23 protein-coding genes and 2 pseudogenes are annotated in these 23058 nt (G+C 40.3%); 13 read left to right on the top strand and 12 right to left on the bottom strand.

The genetic code is table 11. From position 1 onward, the window contains the following. Positions 1 to 238: 238 nt before the first annotated feature. Positions 239 to 1678: an IS66 family transposase gene (locus tag CXF95_RS04215; protein ID WP_101197042.1), complete on the bottom strand. Its 1440-nt coding sequence runs from the start codon at positions 1676 to 1678 to the stop codon at positions 239 to 241. Between the two features lie 469 nt (positions 1679 to 2147). On the opposite strand from CXF95_RS04215, the gene rpoH reads away from it, so the two are divergent. Further along, complete coding sequence (gene rpoH, locus CXF95_RS04210; protein ID WP_101197949.1) at positions 2148 to 3002, top strand: RNA polymerase sigma factor RpoH; 855 nt, start codon at positions 2148 to 2150, stop codon at positions 3000 to 3002. An 83-nt stretch (positions 3003 to 3085) separates the two neighbouring features. Here rpoH and CXF95_RS04205 read toward each other — a convergent pair whose 3' ends face one another. The 3 genes from CXF95_RS04205 to pip form a co-directional block, all read right to left on the bottom strand. Next, on the bottom strand, positions 3086 to 3985 hold the full coding sequence (locus CXF95_RS04205; protein ID WP_101197534.1) for a bifunctional GNAT family N-acetyltransferase/hotdog fold thioesterase: 900 nt from the start codon (positions 3983 to 3985) through the stop codon (positions 3086 to 3088). 92 nt (positions 3986 to 4077) lie between these two features. Next, entirely contained in the window at positions 4078 to 4515 is a 438-nt protein-coding gene (gene dtd / locus CXF95_RS04200; protein ID WP_101197533.1) for a D-aminoacyl-tRNA deacylase, read from the bottom strand. Then, positions 4512 to 5480 carry a prolyl aminopeptidase gene (pip, locus tag CXF95_RS04195; protein ID WP_101197532.1) on the bottom strand — a complete coding sequence of 323 codons (969 nt, stop codon included), beginning with the start codon at positions 5478 to 5480 and terminating at the stop codon, positions 4512 to 4514. The genes dtd and pip overlap by 4 nt, the downstream gene beginning before the upstream one ends. Positions 5481 to 5576: 96 nt before the next feature. Between pip and CXF95_RS04190 the strand changes: the two genes are divergently transcribed. After that, positions 5577 to 5804 (top strand): hypothetical protein, encoded by a 228-nt coding sequence (locus tag CXF95_RS04190; protein ID WP_101197531.1) that lies wholly within the window; start codon positions 5577 to 5579, stop codon positions 5802 to 5804. Positions 5805 to 5806: 2 nt separating this feature from the next. Then, entirely contained in the window at positions 5807 to 6445 is a 639-nt protein-coding gene (locus tag CXF95_RS04185; protein WP_101197530.1) for a DUF2959 domain-containing protein, read from the top strand. Positions 6446 to 6466: 21 nt separating this feature from the next. On the opposite strand, the gene CXF95_RS04180 is transcribed toward CXF95_RS04185, so the two are convergent. Together CXF95_RS04180 and metF are read right to left on the bottom strand one after the other, a co-directional pair. Continuing rightward, positions 6467 to 7366 carry a virulence factor BrkB family protein gene (locus CXF95_RS04180; protein WP_101197529.1) on the bottom strand — a complete coding sequence of 300 codons (900 nt, stop codon included), beginning with the start codon at positions 7364 to 7366 and terminating at the stop codon, positions 6467 to 6469. 38 nt (positions 7367 to 7404) lie between these two features. Then, a complete protein-coding gene (metF, locus tag CXF95_RS04175) occupies positions 7405 to 8289 on the bottom strand; it encodes a methylenetetrahydrofolate reductase (RefSeq protein WP_101197528.1) in 885 nt (294 codons plus the stop codon). 153 nt (positions 8290 to 8442) lie between these two features. Here metF and metJ point away from each other — a divergent pair, with 153 nt between their 5' ends. Next, positions 8443 to 8760 carry a met regulon transcriptional regulator MetJ gene (gene metJ, locus CXF95_RS04170; protein WP_198556514.1) on the top strand — a complete coding sequence of 106 codons (318 nt, stop codon included), beginning with the start codon at positions 8443 to 8445 and terminating at the stop codon, positions 8758 to 8760. Positions 8761 to 8830: 70 nt separating this feature from the next. Here the strand turns inward: metJ and CXF95_RS04165 are convergent, their stop codons facing one another. The 3 genes from CXF95_RS04165 to CXF95_RS04155 all read right to left on the bottom strand — a co-directional run bounded on the left by CXF95_RS04165 (position 8831) and on the right by CXF95_RS04155 (position 10573). Beyond that, positions 8831 to 9511, bottom strand: a complete 681-nt coding sequence (locus tag CXF95_RS04165) for a glutathione S-transferase (RefSeq protein ID WP_101197526.1) — start codon at positions 9509 to 9511, stop codon at positions 8831 to 8833. Positions 9512 to 9601: 90 nt separating this feature from the next. Continuing rightward, positions 9602 to 10186, bottom strand: coding sequence for an HD family hydrolase (locus tag CXF95_RS04160; RefSeq protein WP_101197525.1), 585 nt, complete (start codon positions 10184 to 10186; stop codon positions 9602 to 9604). Between the two features lie 60 nt (positions 10187 to 10246). Next, positions 10247 to 10573 (bottom strand): cytochrome c, encoded by a 327-nt coding sequence (locus tag CXF95_RS04155; RefSeq protein ID WP_101197524.1) that lies wholly within the window; start codon positions 10571 to 10573, stop codon positions 10247 to 10249. Between the two features lie 67 nt (positions 10574 to 10640). On the opposite strand from CXF95_RS04155, the gene CXF95_RS04150 reads away from it, so the two are divergent. The 8 genes and pseudogenes from CXF95_RS04150 to CXF95_RS04115 all read left to right on the top strand — a co-directional run bounded on the left by CXF95_RS04150 (position 10641) and on the right by CXF95_RS04115 (position 20109). Further along, a complete protein-coding gene (locus CXF95_RS04150) occupies positions 10641 to 10940 on the top strand; it encodes a hypothetical protein (RefSeq protein ID WP_198556497.1) in 300 nt (99 codons plus the stop codon). 101 nt (positions 10941 to 11041) lie between these two features. After that, positions 11042 to 13888: an EAL domain-containing protein gene (locus CXF95_RS04145; protein WP_101197523.1), complete on the top strand. Its 2847-nt coding sequence runs from the start codon at positions 11042 to 11044 to the stop codon at positions 13886 to 13888. Positions 13889 to 14031: 143 nt separating this feature from the next. Continuing rightward, positions 14032 to 14649: a GTP cyclohydrolase II gene (gene ribA, locus CXF95_RS04140; RefSeq protein WP_101197522.1), complete on the top strand. Its 618-nt coding sequence runs from the start codon at positions 14032 to 14034 to the stop codon at positions 14647 to 14649. Positions 14650 to 14764: 115 nt separating this feature from the next. After that, complete coding sequence (locus CXF95_RS04135) at positions 14765 to 16159, top strand: DUF3300 domain-containing protein (protein ID WP_101197521.1); 1395 nt, start codon at positions 14765 to 14767, stop codon at positions 16157 to 16159. 148 nt (positions 16160 to 16307) lie between these two features. After that, positions 16308 to 16520 (top strand): annotated as a pseudogene (locus CXF95_RS31355) (GNAT family N-acetyltransferase); the annotation flags it as partial. Between the two features lie 48 nt (positions 16521 to 16568). Beyond that, on the top strand, positions 16569 to 17573 hold the full coding sequence (locus CXF95_RS04125; protein WP_101197520.1) for an aspartate carbamoyltransferase: 1005 nt from the start codon (positions 16569 to 16571) through the stop codon (positions 17571 to 17573). Positions 17574 to 17634: 61 nt separating this feature from the next. After that, entirely contained in the window at positions 17635 to 18930 is a 1296-nt protein-coding gene (gene hemL / locus CXF95_RS04120; protein ID WP_101197519.1) for a glutamate-1-semialdehyde 2,1-aminomutase, read from the top strand. Between the two features lie 75 nt (positions 18931 to 19005). After that, positions 19006 to 20109 (top strand): adenylate/guanylate cyclase domain-containing protein, encoded by a 1104-nt coding sequence (locus tag CXF95_RS04115; RefSeq protein WP_101197518.1) that lies wholly within the window; start codon positions 19006 to 19008, stop codon positions 20107 to 20109. 52 nt (positions 20110 to 20161) lie between these two features. Here the strand turns inward: CXF95_RS04115 and CXF95_RS30330 are convergent. The 3 genes and pseudogenes from CXF95_RS30330 to CXF95_RS30325 form a co-directional block, all read right to left on the bottom strand. Then, positions 20162 to 20311, bottom strand: a pseudogene (locus tag CXF95_RS30330) (transposase); the annotation flags it as partial. A 513-nt stretch (positions 20312 to 20824) separates the two neighbouring features. After that, entirely contained in the window at positions 20825 to 21190 is a 366-nt protein-coding gene (locus CXF95_RS04105) for a hypothetical protein (RefSeq protein WP_101197517.1), read from the bottom strand. Next, positions 21190 to 21828: an RHS repeat-associated core domain-containing protein gene (locus CXF95_RS30325; protein ID WP_255418898.1), complete on the bottom strand. Its 639-nt coding sequence runs from the start codon at positions 21826 to 21828 to the stop codon at positions 21190 to 21192. The genes CXF95_RS04105 and CXF95_RS30325 overlap by 1 nt, the downstream gene beginning before the upstream one ends. Before the next feature lie 224 nt (positions 21829 to 22052). Between CXF95_RS30325 and CXF95_RS04090 the strand changes: the two genes are divergently transcribed. Beyond that, a complete protein-coding gene (locus tag CXF95_RS04090) occupies positions 22053 to 22937 on the top strand; it encodes an IS1595 family transposase (protein WP_101197018.1) in 885 nt (294 codons plus the stop codon). Positions 22938 to 23058 lie beyond the last annotated feature (121 nt).

The raw sequence follows: 23058 nt of genomic DNA, 5'->3' as shown, positions 1-23058 counted from the left end.
GTTTTTTTGGTTATCATAGCACTAAAAAAAAAGGGGATGTATACACCACTGTTTATTAAAGTAATTTTGCAATTAATCAGCCATAGATTGTTGCATTGCGATGCCCCACTTTAATGATTCATTTTAGAAAACTTGGGGCATTTTCAAGTCTAGTGATAATTGTTTCGAAATATTGACGATTCCCTTTCAGGAGCCACTTTCAAAGGCTCTAATTAAAGTAAAGCTAAAAATTGTGTAACTATTCAGGTCGCGCAGATGAAAAGATGTCAGGAAGCCTGCCCTTGAACAATAGTCGCAACGCCTCACTTGCTGAAACATCTTGCTTGCGACAACTGGATATGTAACTGCGAAGCAAACAAAACATATCCGCACCGTTTTGACTTCTGAAACATCCCGATATTTTTTGATGTACTTTTGTCATTCGAATATCGTTTTCCCCTTGATTGTTAGTAAAGGGGACATCTTTTATTTCGATAAATCTAAGCGCATCATTTTCAAATTCTCTGAGCCGTTCAAGCAAGGCGCGCGCTTTGGTTCGTTTTAAACGACCCCGTTGTCCTGCTGGTCGGTCCTCCTCATTTGGTGGCGGACACTCCTTATCACCCTCAAAGAGTATTTCACGGTACTGTTCTCTGGCGACGCGGGCAGACTCTGGCGTTAACTTACCGTCATTATCCTTCACGTCCTGACAAAGCTTGGTCAGCAGTGCACGCATTTCATTGGCCCATTTCTGCTTGTCTTGCTCCCACGCTCTTTCCAATTCTCTCAAATGATGGGCATTGCACAGAGAATGTTCACATAGGATATATTTGTAGTAAGGTTTCCAGTGGTCATGGCACAGAATGCCCGTAAAGCATGGCAGTATCTCGGCCGCATCCATGGCCTCTTTCCCACGTTTATCGTGGGCATGGAAATACGTCCAGGTAAGTGATGAGGCACAATGTAACCAACGCCGCTTGCCGTTAATGTTGACGCCTGTTTCATCAACATGCAGCACGGGTGATGCTCGTAGTGCGGCTTTGATCCGATCCGCGGCACCTGTTTGCTCAATTAAATCTGACGCTTTTTGATTGAAGTTAAACAAGGTTCCCGCACTGATCGGAATATTGAGTTGATCGGAAAAATACTCTTCAATACGTTTATAAGGCAGCAATTGATATTGTGACAGGTAAACCGCGTGCGCTTTAATGCCATCGCCATATTGGATAGCACTGTTAACACCTTGTGGAAACTCAGCTGTGAATTTCTTGCCTGTTTCGTTGAGCAGTATTTGCGCTCTGTATTCGGTGACCATGCGTGATATTTCTATGTCAACCACTTGACGACACTGGACGCCAGCATCACGATACTTCCCAGGAGGCAATAGCGCCCTGTTTACGGGAATATCCTTGACTACATCGGGCTCTTCGAACGGGCTCAGCGTTTTACCCTCCCGCCCTTTCTGGCCGCCGGCCGGATTGTCAGATTTAGTCCTTGAATTCTTCTTTCTATCAAAATCTGTGGAGGGTGGTTTACTGCTGTTTTGGCTATTTAGTCCTAATCGATTAGCAAGCAAAGACACAACCAGCATGATCAATTCAATTGCCGCTCTTAAGGCCGGCGAAATTGATTTATCCTCTGTAAGCAACTTTTTTGTTGAATCGATCACACTGTCGATTTCAATGCCGTCAATCTTCATTGGTTAATAACTAAAGTGATATTAAGGCAAGTCTGACATCCTAGCGGGATCAGTCAATACGATCGCTGGGATCGTCAAAATATATTTTCATGAGGCTGAATAGTTACAAAATTGTTTTAATTCATTTTCATCACCACATAATGCAACCTTATTATTTATATTTATAGGTGGGTTATTAATTTAAAGTATGTACCTTGCTGACATTTCTATTAAAGGGGGTCGTTGATCCAAAATATACCTTTCAACCGTACTACAATGTATCTTAAAATCTACACCAACAACATGGAAATGTTTTTCGAACGGGTTGAAATAAATATTTAAGTCACAACCTATACACTTGGAATTTTTTCAAAAAGTAATGGTCTATTTAACGTGGCCAGATAATTCTAAATATAATGGAATCAATTTAGGTCGCAGAGCAGCTTTTTTTTTGCTAGAATCGCGAGCCAAAGTGGAATACGAGGTAACTATGAGTACAGATTTACGCGCGCTGACATTAACCGTCCCGCAGACGGGAAGTATCGAAACTTACGTTCAAGCTGTAAGTAGCATTAATATGCTTAGCGCTGAAGACGAGCGTGGATTAGCTGAACGTTTACAACAAGACGATGATTTACAAGCTGCCAGAAAGCTTATTATGTCTCACTTACGTTTTGTTGTTCACATCGCAAAATCGTATTCTGGTTATGGTTTGCCGCAAGCTGATTTGATTCAAGAAGGTAACATTGGTTTGATGAAAGCAGTGAAACGCTTTGATCCTACGGTCGGTGTTCGCTTAGTCTCTTTTGCTGTGCACTGGATAAAAGCCGAGATACATGAATTTGTATTAAAGAACTGGCGTATCGTTAAAGTTGCAACTACCAAGGCCCAACGTAAGTTGTTTTTCAACCTACGTAAGAACAAGAAGCGTCTCGGTTGGTTTACCCATGCAGAAGTTCAAAAGGTTGCAGAAACGTTGGATGTAAGCACCAAAGAAGTGTTGCAAATGGAAGCTCGTATGAGCAGTCATGATCAAGCTTTCGATTTGTCTGCTGATGATGATGAAAGTGGTAGTTTTGCACCAGTACAATTTCTTGAAGATAAAACAACAGATGTAGAATCTGATGTTATCAATGCTGACTGGGATTCGAATGCATCCGGCAGATTGTACGCTGCACTCAAAACACTTGACGACCGGAGCCAACATATCATCCAAACTCGCTGGTTGTCAGATGACAAAACAACCTTACAAGACTTAGCTGATAAGTATCAAGTATCTGCTGAGCGTGTTCGTCAAATTGAAAAGAACGCGATGAAAAAGCTACAGACTTCGATGGTTGCTTAACTGCATATTGATAAATCGACAGTTATATAAAAAGCGCGAATATCGCGCTTTTTTATTGCTCAATAATAAATTCAATCCTCAGTTTAGCTATTGGGCAATACCCAAAATACTCCAGAAAATTCAGCGACAGCGTTATCACCGTCTAAAATAGCAACATTCAGCTTAATCTGGCATTTTTTATTTTTACTCAAAGGTTCCAATTTACCACTCAGGGACTCAATATTACACAACGCTCTTGGCTGCATAGTAATAGGTTTATGATAATGAATGTTACCGTCACCTAACACAATTTCACCATCTAGCCCCTTTTCTTTAAGCTGCAAAAATATCATGCCCCAACCAGTCAATGTTGCCAGAGAAAAAATGCTGCCCGCGAACATAGTGCCATGAAGATTAATATTTTTATTCAAAGATGCCCGATTCTCAAGAGTACGTCCGGTATATTGATGTATTTTGATACCCATTTGTTTACTAATAGGGATAGTGTCATGCCAAGTGCTTTGAAGTAACTTGCACCATTTTGGATGTAACAGAATACTGCCTGGATCGGTGAGTTTTTTCACCATTTGCTGACGTTGTTGCTCTCCTAGCTCTTTGGGTGCGCCGCTTTGTGCTTTAAACCCCAAGCTGGTAAACAACGCGACAGATGCCTGGGTACTGTTGGTTACAATGCGCACCGCCCCCTCTGCTCTGGCTACTGCCTCTAAAGAGGCAACTAACATTTTTGCCAACCCCTTGCCTTGGTAGTCTTTTTTAACTGCAATATGGCGCACTTGGGCTTCTTCTGCCGAATTCATATGTACTCGGCCAACGGCAATCACATCGCCATCAGGGTTACGGATCATTCGATGTTGACTGACTTGTTCGTATTCATCTTTTTCAGAGCCTTCAGGGTATTTCCAAGGCTCTCTTAGCATTTTCCAACGAAATGCAAAATAGTCAGTAAAATCTTGTTCACTCGATGGCGTATCAATTTTATACATCTGATCAAGGCTCCCCATGTATTTATTTGGCTGAAGACAGTTAACCTCAACAGTAGCGGGCTATTAGAAACTATAAATCGGGCAGCGGCAAATTATACTTGTAGTTGAAAAGTGACGGGGCCATCATTCAACAATGAAACCTGCATGTCTGCACCAAACTCTCCTGTTTGGCAAGCCATCCCCTTGGTTTGGCAACATTCGATAAAGTATTCATATAGGGCTTCACCTAACTCAGCAGGCGCGGCACTGGAAAAACTTGGGCGATTACCACTTTGTGTATCTGCGACTAAAGTAAACTGTGAAACAATCAGCAATTCACCTTCCACTTGCCATACATTAAGATTCATTTTTCCTTGTTGATCGGAAAAAATACGATAATTCATCACTTTCTGACTCAGTTTTTGTGTCTTAAGTATATCATCACTTTTTTCAACCCCCAACAACACTAAAATGCCTTGACCAATTTCACCGATAGTATGCCCAGCTACTTCTACTTTAGCCTGTTTAACCCTTTGAATTAGGGCAATCATTGCTGCTCCAACCAAAATGTAGCCATAGATTTACTGGCGGCACATAAGGCTTGAGTAATCATTTTCTCACCCGCACTATGCCCGGATCCGGGAACGATATTAAGTTGGCTATTTTGCCACTGTTGGCTTAATGAATAAGCAGCTTCAATTTTGCATACACAGTCATACCGTCCATGAATAATAGTCGCGGGCAGATGTTGTATTTTATCAATATTTTGCAAAATAAAATTTTCAGGAATAAAACAAAGATGTTTTATGTAGTGGCATTCCAACATAGCCAAACTAATAGCTCGATGCACATCTGAAACCAGTAAGTCCTCATCAAACTGGCAATGAAGACGGCTAATTCGAGCTTCCCACAAACACCACGCCTTGATAGCCGCCATTTTTTTCACTTCGTTATTACTATTAAATATTTGGTAATAGGCATCAACGATCATTACATCGGCAGGTCTACTTTCTATTGGTGCTAGAAAGTCTTGGTAATATTCTGGGAAGAGCTGCGCAGCGCCACCTGATGCCTCTAGATACCAAGTATAATCTTGCTCTCTTGCTAGAAAAATCCCACGTAAAATAAGCCCTATAACATTTTTGGGTTGCCGAATTGCCACCAGCAAAGCCAATGTGGCCCCCCAAGAACCACCAAATAACACCCATTTTTTAATCTTGAGATGTTGCTGGATCAAAAGTACATCGTCGACCAAAGCATGACTGTTATTATTATCAAGTTCGCCAAAAGGAATGGATTTCCCACACCCTCTTTGATCAAAACCAATTATCCAGTATTTATCAGGGTCAAAAAATCGGCGGTAATCCTTTCCAATCCCAGCCCCAGGGCCCCCATGTAAGTACAACACAGGAATACCTCTGGGATTACCTGTTTGTTCCACATATAATGAATGTTCGTTCGATACGGCTAACATTTCTGATGTAAAAGCTTGAATATCGGGGAAGAGTTGAGTCATATGAATTTACATATCCCATTTGTTTATTTTTCTGTAATGATTTAATTTACTACATATACCCATGAAAAATTATTTTATTATTAACGGAGACAGAATATGTCAGGACAAGGTTCAGGTGGTAACGTATTAGCCGCAATTTGTAGTTTTTTTATTCCCGGATTAGGTCAATTGGTACAAGGTAGAATTTTAGCTGCCATTTTATTTTTTGTGTTGGTGAGTGTCAATTATTCTCTAGCCGCCACAGGAATTTTATTTTTTATGGCTATTTTCGGTTTTATTTTTCATGTCTGGGCCATCATTGATGCTGCCCGATATAAAGGTTAACGATGAAAAAAATTATATTAGTATCATTACTCATTTTCTTAGCTGGATGCCAAAGTGCATATTATGCTGCATGGGAAAAGGTGGGCGTCGAAAAACGCGATATCTTAGTTGACAGAGTAGAAGACGCAAAAGATTCTCAAGAAGATGCCCAAAAGCAATTTAGCTCAGCATTGGATGAATTTAGTCAGCTAATTAACTTTAACGGCGGCGAACTGCAAGATGTATACAGCCAACTCAAAGATGAATTTGAAGCCAGTGAAGAGTCTGCCAGCACATTATCAAACCGCATAAACAAAGTAGAGGGTGTTGCAGAGGCATTATTTGATGAATGGGAAGATGAGCTAGAAAAGTATACCAACGCCAAACTTAAGCGTGAGAGTCAGAAGCAATTAAAAGATACCCAAGGTCGCTATACTTCTTTAGTTCGTACTATGCGTAAAGCTGAGAGCACTATGGAGCCCATCTTATCTGCATTAAGAGATAATGTGCTGTATTTGAAACACAATCTAAACGCCAGTGCCATAGGCGCATTGCAAGGCGAGTTTAATGGAATAAAGAAAGAGATTAAACAGTTTGTATCAGAAATGAACAAAGCAATTGCTGAATCAAATAGCTTTATTTCTAGTATAAAAGGCCAATAATTAAGTTAGGCTCAACTGCCCCTAGGATGGCGAACTGAGTTCGTCATCCTCTTCAACAAACATGTCTTGTGCTTCATCGTTTAAAAATACTTCCAATACATGGGTCATCTCTGCCCCAATCAATACCACCACCCAAGACAAATACACCCAAACAAACAAAATTGGGATCACCGCTAAAGCACCATAAATCAGTTGATATGAAGGAAAACTTGTTACGTATAAGGCAAACGCTTTTTTGCTGGTTTCAAATAACACAGCCCCTACTAAGGCTCCAAATGCTGCATGTTTCGGATCAATTTTTTTGTTTGGCACCAACATATAGATAAGAAAGAACGCACCAACAGACGTAATAAAAGGCACTACTTTCAGTATGGTAGTCGTCACACCAAGCGTGTATTCTTCGGCTGAATTGGCCAAACTCACTAAGTAAGTACTTAATGCTACGCTTGACCCCATCAAAAGGGGGCCTAGTGTCAGCACCATCCAATAAATCGCAAAGGTAAAAATTATTGGTCTTTCACTTTGTGATTGCCAGATACTGTTAAGGGTTTTATCGATATTGGATATCAGCATCAATGCGACGACCATCAAAGACAAGATCCCGATTGCCCCCATTCCAGATGCGTTACTCACAAACTCCGTGACATAGGTTTGTACTTGCCCACCTGCATGAGGTACAAAACTACTAAAAATAAGCTCTTCAAGTTCACCTCTGGCATCGGCAAACGCAGGGAAAGCCGACAATATAGTAAAAAACACCATGATAAAAGGCACAAGAGACAACAATGATACGAAGGCTAAATGGCCTGCTGACACCGTTATTTTGTCTTGTTTACAATGTCTAACAAACAGCAAAAAGAAATTTTTTGCTGTGATTAACCCTTGTTTTAGTTTTTGAATGTCAAAAGTATTCGTTTGCATGGAACGACACCATTAGTGATTTCAGTGATTACTTGCTTTTAGTCTGCTCTAACACCCAACATATGGCAAATAGCGTAACTCAATTCACTTCGGTTAAGAGTGTAAAAATGGAATTTCCTCACTCCTTCTTTAGCTAAAACTTTGACCATATCCATAGAAATGTTAGCCCCCATCAAATTACGTGTGGTCTGATCGTCTTTATCTAAACCATCGTACATTTTATGTAACCACTGAGGCACATGTACATTGGTAAAACCAGCGAAACGTTGCAAAGTTTGATAATTGGTCACAGGCAATATTCCTGGCACAATATCTAAATCAATCCCCGCGGCCGCAGCGCGATCACGAAAACGTAAAAAGACTTCAGCATCAAAGAAAAACTGACTGATCGCTTCGGTAGCACCAGCATCGGCTTTTCGTTTTAAATTGAGTAAATCAAATTGGCTACTGGGCGCTTCTGGGTGTTTCTCAGGATAAGCGGCTACTGCAATTTCGAAGTCTGCCACCTCTTTTAGCAATGCGACTAAATCAGAGGCGTAAGACTGAGGCTTTTCAACACCTTCTGGTAAATCACCTCGCAATGCGACAATTTTTCTGATCCCGCTTTTCCAATAATCTTTGGCAATTTCAATGAGTTCTTCACGGGTTGCATCCACACAGGTCAAATGGGGCACAGCCTGAATGCCTGTCTCAGCCTGAATACGTTTCACCACATCATGGGTTCTGTCTCGTTCACCACTATTAGCACCATAAGTCACAGACATATAAGAGGGCTTTAGGGGCGCTAAACGCTCTACAGATTTCCACAACGTTTGTTCCATTGACTCGGTTTTAGGTGGAAAAAATTCAAAGGAGACATCAATCCCTTTCACCTCTGATAATGATTGATTTAATGCATCTATCCCTTGTGCGTAAGACGCCATGGGTAACTCCAAAATTTTTAGCCGTTTAGACGTCTAAAATAAACTTTGAACATAAAGACGTCAAGATGTTTAGCAGTCTATCATTGACCTTTTGCCCGTATTGTTTAGAATTTCAATGCATAAGAAAGACAAAAGATTAAAAAAATGGCTAATTTGACAAAATGGAACGGTGAATATATTCACCCTTACGCGGAACACGGTAAAAAAAGTGAGATGGTGAAAAAAGTCACAGTCTCTATACCCCTTAAAGTACTGAAAGTACTCACCGACGAGCGAACTCGCCGTCAGGTGAATAATTTGCGTCATGCAACTAATTCTGAATTATTGTGTGAAGCATTCTTACATGCTTTTACCGGTCAACCATTACCCGATGATGAAGATTTAGAAAAAGACAATACTCAGCTCATTCCCAAAGAAGCTAGAAAACTTATGATGGAGATGAGCTTAACTAAAAAAACAGAAGAAGACTAAATGCCTGAAAGTAAACCCTGAGTCACAGACGTTCATTTAAAACCTGAGAATTTTACGACTCTAAAATACCCTAGACATAATCGTATTTTCCACCTTTTTCTAAGGCCGCTTGATAAGCAGGTCTTGCATGAACTTTTTCAACAAACTGAGTAATGTTGGGAAAGGATTTGGTATTACCTCGAGCCACTGCTGCTTCAAGTGGAAAACTCATTTGTATATCCGCACCTGATAACTCTTCACCTGCGAACCAAGCGTTATGTGTTAAATGACTTTCAATGTAATCCATGTTTTTGGCTATTATCGGACCGTAATAAGCCGCCATTAATTGATCAACAATCTTATTGGCAATGATTTTAATAAAAAAGGGTTTGGCATTGGCTCTGACTCTATCCAGCACTAATTTAGCGACTAAAGGTGGCATCAGTGTGCCTTCAGCAAAGTGCAGCCAGTATGTATATTGCCTATGTACCTCAGTACCACGCTTGGGATCGGTGAGTTGCCCCTCCGTTCCCTTTTTGTAATAGGTCCCGATTAAATATTCAATTATGGCGCCAGATTCAGCCACAGTGATATCCCCATCGGTAATGATCGGGGATTTACCTAAAGGGTGAATTAATGTCAGTGTGTTAGGTGCTAAATTGGTTACGCTATCTCTTTGATAGAGCTTAACTTCGTATTCTAGATTTAGCTCTTCTAGCAGCCACAAAATGCGTTGCGAACGGGAATTATTTAAATGGTGAAGTATAATCATCTAGCTTTCCTTAATAAAATATTATGAACGTTTTATACGCTTATACCTATACCACTTTAGTTTCAAAATTTGGATGTATATGCGTACTTTTTATTCACGCCTCAACCCCACCCGTTCGCCTGCCTCTATAACTTGCTGCTTTATCCATTGCCACAATTGTGGGTTAGCCTTTTCAATAACAGCATTTTTAAGTAATATTTGGCTGACAGAAACATCGTGGTCAATCCAGCTTTGACAGCCGTTATAAAGGTTTTGTATCACAGGCATTAACCTGTCTATAGCTTTAGCAAATTGCGCCTCTGGCGTTTCAGCTTGTTCAAAGTCAATCCAGAGTTTGAGATAAGCTTTTGCTTGTTCATTAGGCAAGATAGCAAAAATTCTTTGTGCCGATACCAATTCATTTTCATAGTCATTATGGTTAGCATCATAGGCGAACTTATCACCCGTATCTATTTCTACAATGTCATGTAACAACAACATAGTGACGACTGTTAATGGGTCTGGACTTTGCTCTGCGTAGGGCAAAAGTGTTAACGACAACAAAGCAATTTGCCAACTATGTTCAGCGCTATTTTCATAACGTGATAAACCAACCGGTTTAATTTTACGTTCAACATTTTTTAATTTTTCAATTTCGACGATAAACTGGGTGATAGCTTGAAAATTTTCAGTCATTTATTGCTCTCTGAATTAGGGACAAGGAACGTATTAAAGTAAATTAAGTGAATCGAACGTTTATTTCCCAGCTGGATCTAAACTCGAAAAATATGCAGATAGATTGTCAATATCGGTATCACTTAATCCCGTGGCCATAGGTGTCATTACCATATTTTTGCGATCGCCATCACGAAATGCTTTTAACTGTATAACCAAATACTGTTCTTTCTGTCCAGCTAGGTTAGGATACATGGGGATCATAGAAATACCATTGTTTCCATGGCACGCTCCACAAGTCACAGATTTAGATTTGCCTGCTGCAATATCTGCTGCGAGTATTGGTTGCGACACTAGTCCAGCTGCAGCAAAAACAATGCTTAATATATTAATGTGAATTTTTTTCATGTTTGATCCTCAGTGTTTCACCCAAATGTATGAGTAGATAATGAATGTTATTAAATAAGCGTTTTATATGAAGTTAGAGTACTCGTTTGCTGAAGAACTTACTGCACTTGGTAGTGAAGTCAAGCCAATTAAATTGATAAACTCACGCTTAGCAGTTTTTAATCACAGTCTTGCAACAGAATTAAACCTCCCGAGTGAATGGCAACACGAAAGCCATTTATTCAACGCGATGTTCGCTAAGCATGGTGTATTGAATCACAGCTCTATGGCACTGAAAAAGCCATACGAAGATATTGACGAGTACCAAAAATTCTCTGCACTTCCCCCCGATTGGGGAAAAGAGTTAGAAATATCCTGCAGTAGTTAGGAATATCATCTTTGGATCAGCTTAGATATTTTTTCAAAAGTAGTGGCAATCACATTCAATATACGCCAACGTATATCATGCGTCATACCGTCAGGACTACCATGAAATCACTCTACTCTATTGGTTTAATGTTATGTTTTTTATGTGCTTTTTGGCACTCAAAAAACATTGCATCAGAGCAGTTAGTGATATCAAAGCAAAACTCTCATATTAATTTACTGGGTAAAATTGACTGGTTGGTGGAAGACAAAAGCTTACAGTTATCAGACATTCAACATTTACAAGATTGGCAGACCGGCTATTTGCCCAATCAAGTCAACCAAGATAAAAGCCTATGGGGGAAGTTCAACATTGTGTTTGATGACCCTGACGAGGAGCAGTATTTTTTGACAGTTGGCAATCCTCAATTGGATTATGTTGATGTTTTTTTATTGGATGAAAAAGATCGTATCTTAGGCTCTTACTTAATGGGAGGTAATCGAGATTATTCAAAACGTGCTTTAAAACACCGACTATTTATTACCCCGATCGGTGCAGAACAACAAGTGGTAACGGTTTTTATAAGAATTAACGACGATGGCCCATTAGTCTTCCCTGTAGATCTAGACAAACAATCTTCATTGGTCGAAAGAGAACAACTGCTTTTAGCAATCATTGGTTTTATTAGTGGTGGGCTTGCTTTGCTTGCCTGTTATTTTTTGATTACTTACATCTTTATGCGCAGTCCCGTGCGTTTTTGGTTTGCTCTTTCCAGTGCCGCATTTTTATTATTATTTTTAAACACCAAGGGGGTATTGGGTCAAATAACAGGTATTACTGCCTACATATCCAATCTTAGCTGTGCACTGCTTGGATTATTATTATTAACCTCAGCAAAAGTCACTTTTGCCATATTAGAAAGAGTCCCGACTGTCTGGCGATATGCTTTATATAGTTTTGGATTTATTACTCTGGGAATGACTTTCACCCCGGATAGCGGACTGCAAATAACATTTTCAGCATTGATGGCGGCTTTATCTGGGACGCTTATCGGGTTACTAGCATTTTTCTATCATAAACCTGATAAAAAAACGGCTAACTTAGTTGGTTTGTTAGGGCTTACTTTTATTGCCATAAGTGGCTTTGGACAAGTGACGTTATTTTTATCTGGTATTCCACTAACGCAAAAGATATCCCTGATATTTACTGTGTTAATTATGTTGGGCATTATGATAATCGCACTAGCCATTGAAGCTCATGAGCGCGTACTAACATACCGTCACAACATGCAACAACAACTAGCAATTAAAGATCTGCAACACTTTTATGACTTATTCAGGAATTCCGCAGAGGGGTTATATACTTCCAGTCTGGACGGTCAACTAATAAGCGTTAATCCTGCCATGTGCAGCCTGTTTGGTTATCTCGACGAAGCTGAGATGTTGAGGGAAATACATAATGCCGCTCAGTTTTATGCTACTCCTCAAGACCGTGCGATTATGCTTGGAGAGATACATAAAAGCGGTAAAGTCATTGGTAAAGAAATAAAAGGCATACGTAAAGATGGCAGTGAATTTTGGTTTGTAATCTCAGGGCAAATCAAGCGAGAGCACGAAAAACAGTACCTGTTTGGTTCAATATCAGATGTAACCGATCGAAAACAGTCAAATATTAGTCTGGAATATTTGGCCACACACGATTCACTTACGGGAGTCTACAATAGACGCGAATTTGAACGGCGACTTCAAAGTGGTTTGCTTAAAGCTCAAAATCAAAACAGTGATTTAACACTACTTTACATGGACTTAGACCAGTTTAAGGTGGTTAATGACACCTGCGGGCACAAAGCAGGCGACTTATTAATCAAGCAATTATCACAAAAACTTGATGCAGTAGTGTTGGGAAAAGGTATTTTGGCAAGACTTGGTGGTGATGAGTTTGGTGTATTACTTGAAGGGGATAATGCACAAATGGCCTACTTGCTGGCCAATAAACTGCTCAATGCTGTACAAGAATTCCGTTTCATTTGGGAAAATCGCATCTTCACATTAGGTATTAGTATTGGCCAAGTGCCTTGGCAGCCTAATATCAATTCGCCAGAGCAATTATTAAGTATGGCCGATGCGGCCTGTTATTTAGCCAAAGAGCGTGGGCGTAACCAAGTACATACTTATTCTGCGGAAGATGAGCATATGCAGCGCTATGAGTCTGAAATGTCTTGGGTGTCACATATCAATCATGCCTTGGAAAACGACAGCTTTGAGCTGTATTACCAACATTATCAAGCGCTGAGTCAACGTATAGAAGGTCATCACTATGAAATATTACTCAGAATGCGGGATCAGGAAGGCAACATTGTCCCTCCCAGTACATTTTTTCCCGCTGCCGAACGTTATAACCTCACTGCACAAATAGACCGTTGGGTAGTAGAAAATTATTTTTGCTGGTTGGCAGATAACCCCAAACATAACGCTGAACTGACGCGAGTCAGCATTAACCTAAGTGGTCACTCATTAGCAGATAAAGAGCTGAAACTATTTGTTTTAAATGCCTTTGAAAAGTACAAAATTCCTTATGCAAAAGTATGCTTCGAAATTACAGAAAGTATGGCCATTTTAAAGATGGATGAAACCTTAGAGTTTATTAATACCTTTCACAAATTGGGGTGTTTGTTTGCCTTAGATGATTTTGGTAGTGGATTTTCTTCCTATAGCTATTTAAAAAACTTGCCCGTCGATCAGGTCAAGATAGACGGTGGTTTTGTAAAAGACATCCTAGTTGACCCCGTAGACATGGCTATGGTTAATTCAATTAAAGACGTGGCCAAAGCCATGGGAATGGAGACAGTCGCCGAGTTCGTAGAATCAACGGAAATCATGGTGGAGCTGGGTAAAATGGGGGTTGATTTTGCCCAAGGATATGGTGTTGCTAAACCTAATGCACTGGCTGATTTTACTCGACATAGATAATCTCACGCTATTGTAAAAGACTGATTCATGCCCATATAGTGATTTCTTTAAGACAAGATTGTACATAAACTCGAATGTTGTAGTACGCAGTAAATGGGTATATAGCCCGTAAATTTCCCCTAATTAAGTACGTTTTACAAATTATGAAGCCTAAATCAGAGCAGTATCAATATGTTAGTTCGGCCAAATTACCTACTCATTGGGGTAAATTTCTTATTCATGGTTTTATTGATAATGAACTAGCCCAAGAACATGTCGCCCTCTCCTACGGTCAATGGGATGCAGACGATATTGTGCCTATTCGTATTCATTCTGAATGTTTAACTGGGGATGCGTTATTCAGTACTCGCTGTGATTGTGGTGCTCAACTAGAAAAGGCGTTGGAAAATATTGTTCAGCAAGGTAAAGGTGTCTTGTTGTATTTGCGTCAGGAAGGCAGGGGCATAGGGTTACTCAATAAGATCCGTGCCTATCAGTTACAAGACGAAGGCATGGATACAGTCGAAGCAAATGAACACTTGGGTTTTGATGCTGATATTAGGGATTATGGTATCTGTAAGTTGATGTTAGACAAATTGAATATCAAAAATGTCAACCTCATGACTAACAACCCCAAGAAAAGTTTAGCTCTTTCCAACATGGGAATTAACGTGGCCCAACGAACTCCCATTGATCACGGAATAACCGATGAAAATCGAAACTACATTCGCACTAAAACAGAGAAGTTAGGTCATCAGTTTGATAAGGAACTGCTTAAATAGTCAGTGAATATTCAGCCATGGTTAAGGCTGGCAAACGTATAACCTAATCTACAGTCTTAAATGTTGCCTATACTTTTCGGTAGCATTGGATTTTCGATTAAAGAAGGAAAGGGTTATGCAAAATCAAACCAAGTACCTATTCATTTATATATGTGTTTTATGCCTATTTGTAGGCAGCGTTGTGCAACTTGCTCAAGCCCAAGATGAATCAAGCTCTCAAACCTCTGAATCTATCGTGCTAGATCAAGCACAACTTGATCAAATGTTAGCGCCCATTGCCCTTTATCCTGACACGTTACTCTCACATATTTTGGTGGCATCAACCTACCCTTTAGAAGTGATTCAAGCCGCTCGTTGGCGTGCAGCAAATGCAGACTTAGATGAACAACAAGCTCTCAATGCAGTGGAAGATAAAGGTTGGGATCCCAGCATCCAAGCCTTAGTGCCGTTTAATGAACTATTACAGAAACTCAGTGCAGACTTGGACTGGCTACAATCCCTAGGTAGCGCGTTTTTAGTGAATGAACCGCAGATACTAACAAGCATTCAAAACTTACGTCAAAAAGCCTACCAACAAGGAAATTTAGCTAATAATGACTATGTAAATGTAGCCCAAGAAGAGGGTGAGATTATTATAGAAACGGTACGGGAAGAAGTAGTCTATATACCCTACTACGATACGCGCGTTGTTTATGGCAACTGGTGGTGGCACAACAATCAACCTTATTATTGGCATAGACCAGCACACAGTATTTTTAATGCTGGTTTGTATTGGAGTATAGGGTTTAACATTCGCCCCAGCTTTTATTTTGGTGGCTTTAATTGGCGTAATCGTCATGTTGTAGCTAACTATCACTACCGTAGTAATGCTAACAGATACTGGTCAAATAACCACAACAGACGTCAAGTGGTTCGGGTTAAAGAATACCCTCGCTGGAGTCATAACCAGCAACATAGACGGGGTGCACAACATCGAATTAATGGTCAGCGTATTGTGCGAACCGTTAATGGTGGCGACAAAAGACAAAGCTACCAACAGCTTGATAAGCAAAGAGTGTTAAATGTTAATGATTACTCAAAAAGACATAACAAAAGCAATGCTAAGCAGTTCAAACAAGCCTTAGGTAATCAACAACACACTGCCCGTCAAACAAAAACGGTTAAGACAGATAATACGGATGCGTTAGTGACGAATAAACAACGGATTATCAATCAAAATAAAAAGCATCAAACACAAAAAATGAACAGTAAGTATCGCCCTACCAAAACAGTTAGAGTTGAAAATAAGCAGAGAGATAGCGAATATTCACACAAAAAGGTATCGATAGGCTCGCAAAGTAACCAAGTAAAACGCTCCACAGTTAACACTCAACATAAAACGAGCAGTTTCAAACCGAATAATCAAAGTAGTCATAAAAGTAAAAACTATCGAGTTAGCTCAAATAAACAAAACAAGTCCAGGCCGATAAAAGTTTCTCGTCAAAGTAAAAGTAAAAGTAAACAAAGATAATTCGCTATTGAAAACAACAATCTGCCCACGTTATTATTCTTAAAATATAAAATGAATATGTGGACATTTTTTTGCGAACTTTGCGAATAGTAATAGATAATCTAACCCATCCCAAAGTACTAGCACTGCGCGCCAACATTTAAGTAGGTGGGTTGCCGCTCACTTACTAGAACATATTATTCGTCAAGCTAAAACCCGAGGTTTAGAGCGCTTAAGTTTAGAAACTGGCTCACAAGTCTTTTTTCAACCCGCCATTGCACTTTACAACACTTATGGTTTTGAGTTTTGTAACCCCTTTGCACACTCTAAAGATGATCATAATAGTAAATTTATGACATTGGCATTAGAGAGTGCTCACTAATTTTGGTAAAATACTGGATATGTTAAGCTTGTATAAGTTACGCAGCAGATGAATTTTAAAGGTAATCATATTTTGTCGGTCAATCAGTTTGACCGCGACGCGATTGAGAGAGTATTTAATGTAGCTCACCAAATGTTGCCCTATGCAAAGCGGAAAAAACGTACAACCGTATTAGATGGCGCTATCTTAGGTAACTTGTTCTTCGAGCCTAGTACCCGAACAAGAGTCAGTTTTGGGACCGCATTTAATTTGTTAGGGGGTGAAGTGCGGGAAACAACAGGGCTAAGTAACTCCGCTTTAGCAAAGGGGGAGTCTTTATACGACACGGCACGAGTTTTAAGTGGTTATTCCGACATCATAGCAATGCGTCACCCTGATTCTGGCTCTGTGGCAGAGTTTGCAGAAGGTAGTCGCATACCTGTAATCAACGGTGGCGATGGTGCTAATGAGCACCCCACTCAAGCATTATTAGACTTGTACACTATCCAAAAGGAATTGCTCGATCATGGAAGTAGTATTGATGGTATGCACATCGCTATGATTGGCGATTTAAAATACGGTAGAACCGTGCATTCGTTGTCAAAGTTATTATGTTTATTTAACAATGTTCGTTTTACGTTGATCTCGCCTAAAGAATTAGCCATGCCGACTGCGATTATTGATGCGATCGAGAACGCAGGTCATCAATGCAAAATTACGGATCAGTTTGAAGGCATTGTAGACGCAGATATTTGTTACCAGACACGGATTCAAGAAGAACGTTTTCCTTCTCAAGAAGAAGCCAACCAATACAGAGGAAAATTTCGTTTAAATCAACAGATTTACACCAAACATTTTCAGTCGAAGACAGTTATTATGCACCCATTACCTCGCGATTCTCGAGCAGAAGCCAATGAGCTGGATAACGATTTAAATCTTAACCCTAATCTCGCCATTTTCCGGCAAACCGATAATGGCGTTTTAGTGCGTATGGCATTATTTGCCATGACCCTTGGGGTAGAAAATATTGTTACACAGTTTGATCGAGAAGTACTTTGGCACGTAAATAGTTAGCTAATAAACAAATGACCACCAAATGATCAGTAAATAAATTCACTTAATTAAAGAAGTCACTATGCAAAAATCAAAAAGCCTTTTCGCACGCGCCAAACAACACATCCCCGGCGGCGTGAATTCCCCAGTTCGAGCCTTTAAGGCAGTGGGTGGCACACCACCTTTTATCAGCAAAGCTGATGGCCCCTATATTTTTGACGTAGACGGCAAACGTTATATCGATTACGTGCAATCTTGGGGACCTATGGTGTTAGGCCACAACAATCCTGTTATTCGTCAAGCCGTGATTGATGCAGCAGCCAATGGGTTAAGTTTTGGCGCACCGACCGAAGCAGAAGTGCTCATGGCTGAAAAAGTCAGTGAACTCGTACCGACAATGCAAGTGTTACGTATGGTGAATTCAGGCACAGAAGCAACCATGAGCGCCATACGTTTAGCCCGTGGCTTCACCAATCGCGATAAAATTTTAAAATTTGAAGGGTGTTACCATGGCCATGCCGACTCGTTACTCGTAAAAGCCGGCTCAGGTGCATTAACCTTCGGCGTACCTAGTTCACCGGGTATTCCGGCTGATTATGCTAAACATACCCTCACTGCAGATTTTAACAATCTCGACTCTGTGACTTATGCATTTGAACAACATCCTGGCGATATCGCCTGTATTATTGTTGAGCCTGTAGCAGGCAATATGAACTGCATTCCCCCTGTTGATGGTTTTTTACAAGGTCTTAGAGATATTTGTGACCAATACGGTGCTTTACTTATTTTTGATGAAGTCATGACTGGCTTTCGTGTAGCCAGAGGTGGCGCTCAAGAAAAATACAATATCAAACCCGATCTTACTTGTTTAGGCAAAGTAATCGGCGGTGGTATGCCAGTAGGCGCATTTGGTGGAAAAGCTGAAATCATGAGGCATATTTCTCCTGATGGACCGGTATATCAAGCAGGCACATTATCGGGTAACCCCGTCGCAATGGCGGCTGGTTTAGCCTCTTTAGGCGAAATTGAGAAAGAGGGTTTATACGAGCAACTCACACAAACCACGCAAACCTTAGCAGAAGGAATGAAGAAAATAGCCAACAAACATGGCATTCCAATGTCGGTTAACTATGCAGGTAGCATGTTTGGGCTGTTTTTTACTGACGTAGAACGCGTCATCAATTATCAACAAGCCACTAGTTGCAACATCGAACAATTTAATCACTTCTATCATGGTATGTTAGAAAATGGCGTATACTTTGCTCCTGCTTCATACGAAGGCGGTTTTGTATCCGCAGCACATACCGACGAAATTGTGCAACAAACATTAACCATTGCCGATAAAGTTTTGGCTAATGTTGCAGCCCGTTGCAGTTAAGCAATGATCAATTGATAATGATTTATAAACATTCTATAAATCATTATCAAGTTACAAAGAGATAAAATACACCTAATGCTTGCGCAAGTATTACAACCATTACCGCTGTTTTTATTAACTATTATTGCACTCTACACAATAGTGTTAGTTGTGCTTCTTAAAAAAACAGCGCGTCTCACTGGCAGTAATGTAACAAACATCGGAAAAGCCCAACGAATTGAACAACAAATAGCACAACTATCACAAAACGAAGTAACACTGCAACAATACAAAAACAAAGCCGACGAGGCGACACGTTTAAACCAAACCTTTCGTAAGTTTGTGCCTAAACAGTTTATTGATCACCTCGCCAAACATGGTTCAGATACCTTAGAACTTGGTCGAGCAGATGAAGATGAGTTGGCGATTTTATTTTCAGATATTCGTGGTTTTACTAGCTTATCGGAACAAATGAGTCCCCAAGAATTAATGAATTTTCTGAATTCCTACTTCTTACGCATGAACGAACCTATTCATAAAAACAATGGTTTTATCGATAAATTTATCGGTGACGCTGTCATGGCGTTATTTGATAGACCAACTGGCACCAATACTGACAAAGCTCAAGACGCTATCCGTGCGGCACTCGATTTGCGTTTTGCCATTAATCTGTATAACCAACATCGCTCAAATTGTAATTATCCGCCAGTGAATATTGGTATTGGCATCCATTTTGGCCCAGTGATTATCGGCACCGTTGGCTCAGACGACCGCATGGACACCACCGTAATAGGTGACAGCGTTAACATCGCCTTTAGACTCGAAACCCTTGCCCCAAAATACAATACCGACATCGTCATCAGCGCCCAGACTCTGCACCAAGCAGAAGCTAAAAGCTTGTTTGAATATCGTTTACTGGATTGGGTAAGAGTCAAAGGCAGAAAATCACCAATAGAAGTGTATGAAATTATCGATCACCAAGACCCTAAGGTAAAACAATTAAAATTAGCCAACGCTGCATTGATTGAACAAGGTCTGGGTTATCGAAAACAACAACAATGGCAACAGGCTATCACTCATTTCCAACAAGCTCTGAATATTTACCCTGGAGACACCCTCGCTATGCATCACTTAGAGCAATGTGCCACGTTACAAAATACCGAACTAGCTGCAGATTGGGATGGTTCGATATTGTTGTAGTACACGAGTTTAAAGAGAGTGAGTGTCTGAGCTCTCACCCCTCACCTTTATATCACCCAGTTGAAAGTAGTACTTTTGCCTTACCCATACCTCGCATCCGTTGATGGTTAGTGTGGAGTTTAAAACTATTCATCATGTGCTCGGCACCGGCCGCATAACAAAAGTATTTTTCAAATTCAGTGGTCAGACAAAGCCATTGCTCAGCGGCATGAAGGTGTAGTCTTGTTTGTGGAGCGACTTAAGTAGTTCCTGTCGAAGCGTGTGCCAATGAAAGCGCAGATCCCAGATATCGGTATTGGCGAGAAAGTTACGCCGTTGCTTACATAGCCAACGGTAGGCCATATCGAGCGTGGATGGGGTGAAAATATCGTTAAGGTTTGGCATGGTTTGAGTATAGCTGAATTGCCTGTTATGGCAGTAACCTGCCTATCGAGTCGACGGTTCGGAATGAGCGAAGCGGTCATAAGATTGAATCAATCGCGAATGGTAAGTGCATATTCCATGTCGCTCGCGCAACCATCACAGTAAATAATATCGTTTACTTGAGGTACATTTAAATACATACCGAGGAACACTTTACCGTTAGTAAACGAAAATGTTTACTCGTTATACCTCTTTAACGCTTTGGCTTCAAAAGCAGACAAAAATAAAGCCCCTTGATGCCCAACAAAAAGCCCCGCGAGGGCGAGGCTTTGGATTCAAAATAAAATGTGAACTAGTCTAATTCTACTGAGTAGTCATCAGACAATATTTCTATTTCGCCCCAATCACCTTCCAAAACATTAGCACTATTGTTTTTGGTAAATGAATCTATATTTCCCATATCTACTTCACCATTTTTATCAACAAATTGCTCAAAAGACTTATTGTGCCATGTGATTTTTCTACACCGATTAAACGACAAACTGCCTTTGCGATAGCAGTATTGCTCATCTTTTTGAGGTAGGGAATATTCGGGATGTTTTTCCGTCAACACAAATTCCATTGCAAATACTATATTATCAGCGGATTCCTTTATTCCAAGAACAAAGGAATCTTCTAGATAAATGTTTTCTAAATCGGGTATATCATAGTAATTCATTATAGATCATTCTCGATTGGCGTATGATTCTCTGGATTATTTCTTGTCACTGGTTGCCCAGCAGGATTGACTCTTTGGCCTGATGAGTCTTTTAATTCAACGTGCGGTCCATCGCTTCTGGGTGCTCGTTGACTACCACCTTTAATAGTTACACGCGCCTTCCCATTTTCGTCAACCATTTTCAATGGCCCATTTGCGCTTTGGCTTGGCTTGAAGCCAACTGACTCGGCTTTTGCTTTTATACTACTAGCAGTTGTGGAGCCATCAGTTTTAATGGAGCTTCCAACTTGTGTCGCAGCAGCAGTTGTAACAGCCGCTGCACAGGCTCCTGAAGCAGCGCAAGCAGTTGCGCCGGCAGCAGCTACAGTGCCGATAGCTGCTCCCACAGCTTGAGCACCACTAATTTCGAGCCGATCACCTGCTGTCATATTCCCATTGACCACATCCATATCTAAATGATGTGCCTCCACCATCAAGCGGGTTTCGCGACCGTCTGGGTCTATATACTTATACGGATTATTATTCGCATAAGCATAACGATTAAACGAGTGCACATCCCTAAATCCAATCGGGTCATTACTATAAAACCGCCCGATAACTGGATCATAGTATCGTGCCTGCATATACGTTAGTCCAATATTGACTCTAACTTCTCTTATTTCAGTGCTTTAATTATTGCAATGTCTGCCTTATCGATATTAATAGATCACGCAAATACAAAAATGATAGGATTTAGTCAAATGTAGGTCTAACCTGATAATTTTTAATCATCTGGTTTTGATATACTTTTACATGCTTCTCCACTTTGCTCAGGCATGAACTAAACTGTATATGAAAATAAACAGTTTAAGGGAGTTCGAACATGAACACGCCAGAAGCCAGTTTTTTAACGTGGCAACAGCAATTCAGAACGAATAAAGATTGTCTCCAGTATCTGAAGGAAATGAAGTGGCCTAATGGGTTTATGTGTCCTCAATGTGGTCACGACAATGGGATTGACCTTCACTGCCGAGAATTAACCGAATGCAGCCATTGTCATAAGCAAACATCGGTGATGTCAGGTACTTTATTTCATGGTAGTCATCTACCGTTACTCAAATGGTTTTGGGCACTGTATTTTATAGGCTCAGACAAAGGCAGTATTTCAGCGTTAAGGCTAAGCAAGCTTATTGAAGTGAATTGGAAGACTGCTCGGCTTATGTTAACGAAAGTGAGAGCGGCTATGGGACACAGGGATAGCCTCTACCGATTGTCGGGCACAATAGAGTTAGATGATGCCTTTGTTGGCGGTAAGCACAAAGGCAAGCGTGGTCGTGGAGCAGAAGGGAAAACCCCCATTATCATAGCATGTGAAAACAAGCATAAAAAGGCAGGGTTTATCGCAATGAAAGCGGTTAAAAATGTGAATTTTAAAACAGTAAAAGAATTTGTATCACATCACCTTTTAGCTAATCAGCATGTCAGAACGGATGCTTATCCTGCGTTAAATATTATAGATAAAACACAGCAACATGAGCCAAGAGTCACGCCAAGTGAAAAGGTAGACGAATGGTTGCCTTGGGTTCATATCGCGATAGGTAATTTGAAAACGTTTTTGTTGGGCACGTTTCATGGCGTTACGGGTAATTACTTACAAGAATACTTGAATGAGTTTTGTTATCGGTATAATCGCCGTTTTGTGGAAAAACAAATACCTAATCGATTGTTAAACTTGGCAATTATTCATACTCCTTTAAAATCAACCTGAGTTAAATGGAGAAGCATGTACTTTTATTATCCTAACGACACTTACAATGATTTAACAAATCATTAGTGAAAGACATTCCCTCATCTTTTCTGGGGTTCTTCTATCCTTTATCTTGTTACAT

Source organism: Paraglaciecola sp. MB-3u-78 (genome assembly GCF_002835935.1).
In the GTDB taxonomy this organism is placed as follows: domain Bacteria; phylum Pseudomonadota; class Gammaproteobacteria; order Enterobacterales; family Alteromonadaceae; genus Paraglaciecola.
The sequence above is the reverse complement of the archived record's forward strand: the minus strand, read 5'-3'. Positions and strand labels throughout refer to the sequence as shown.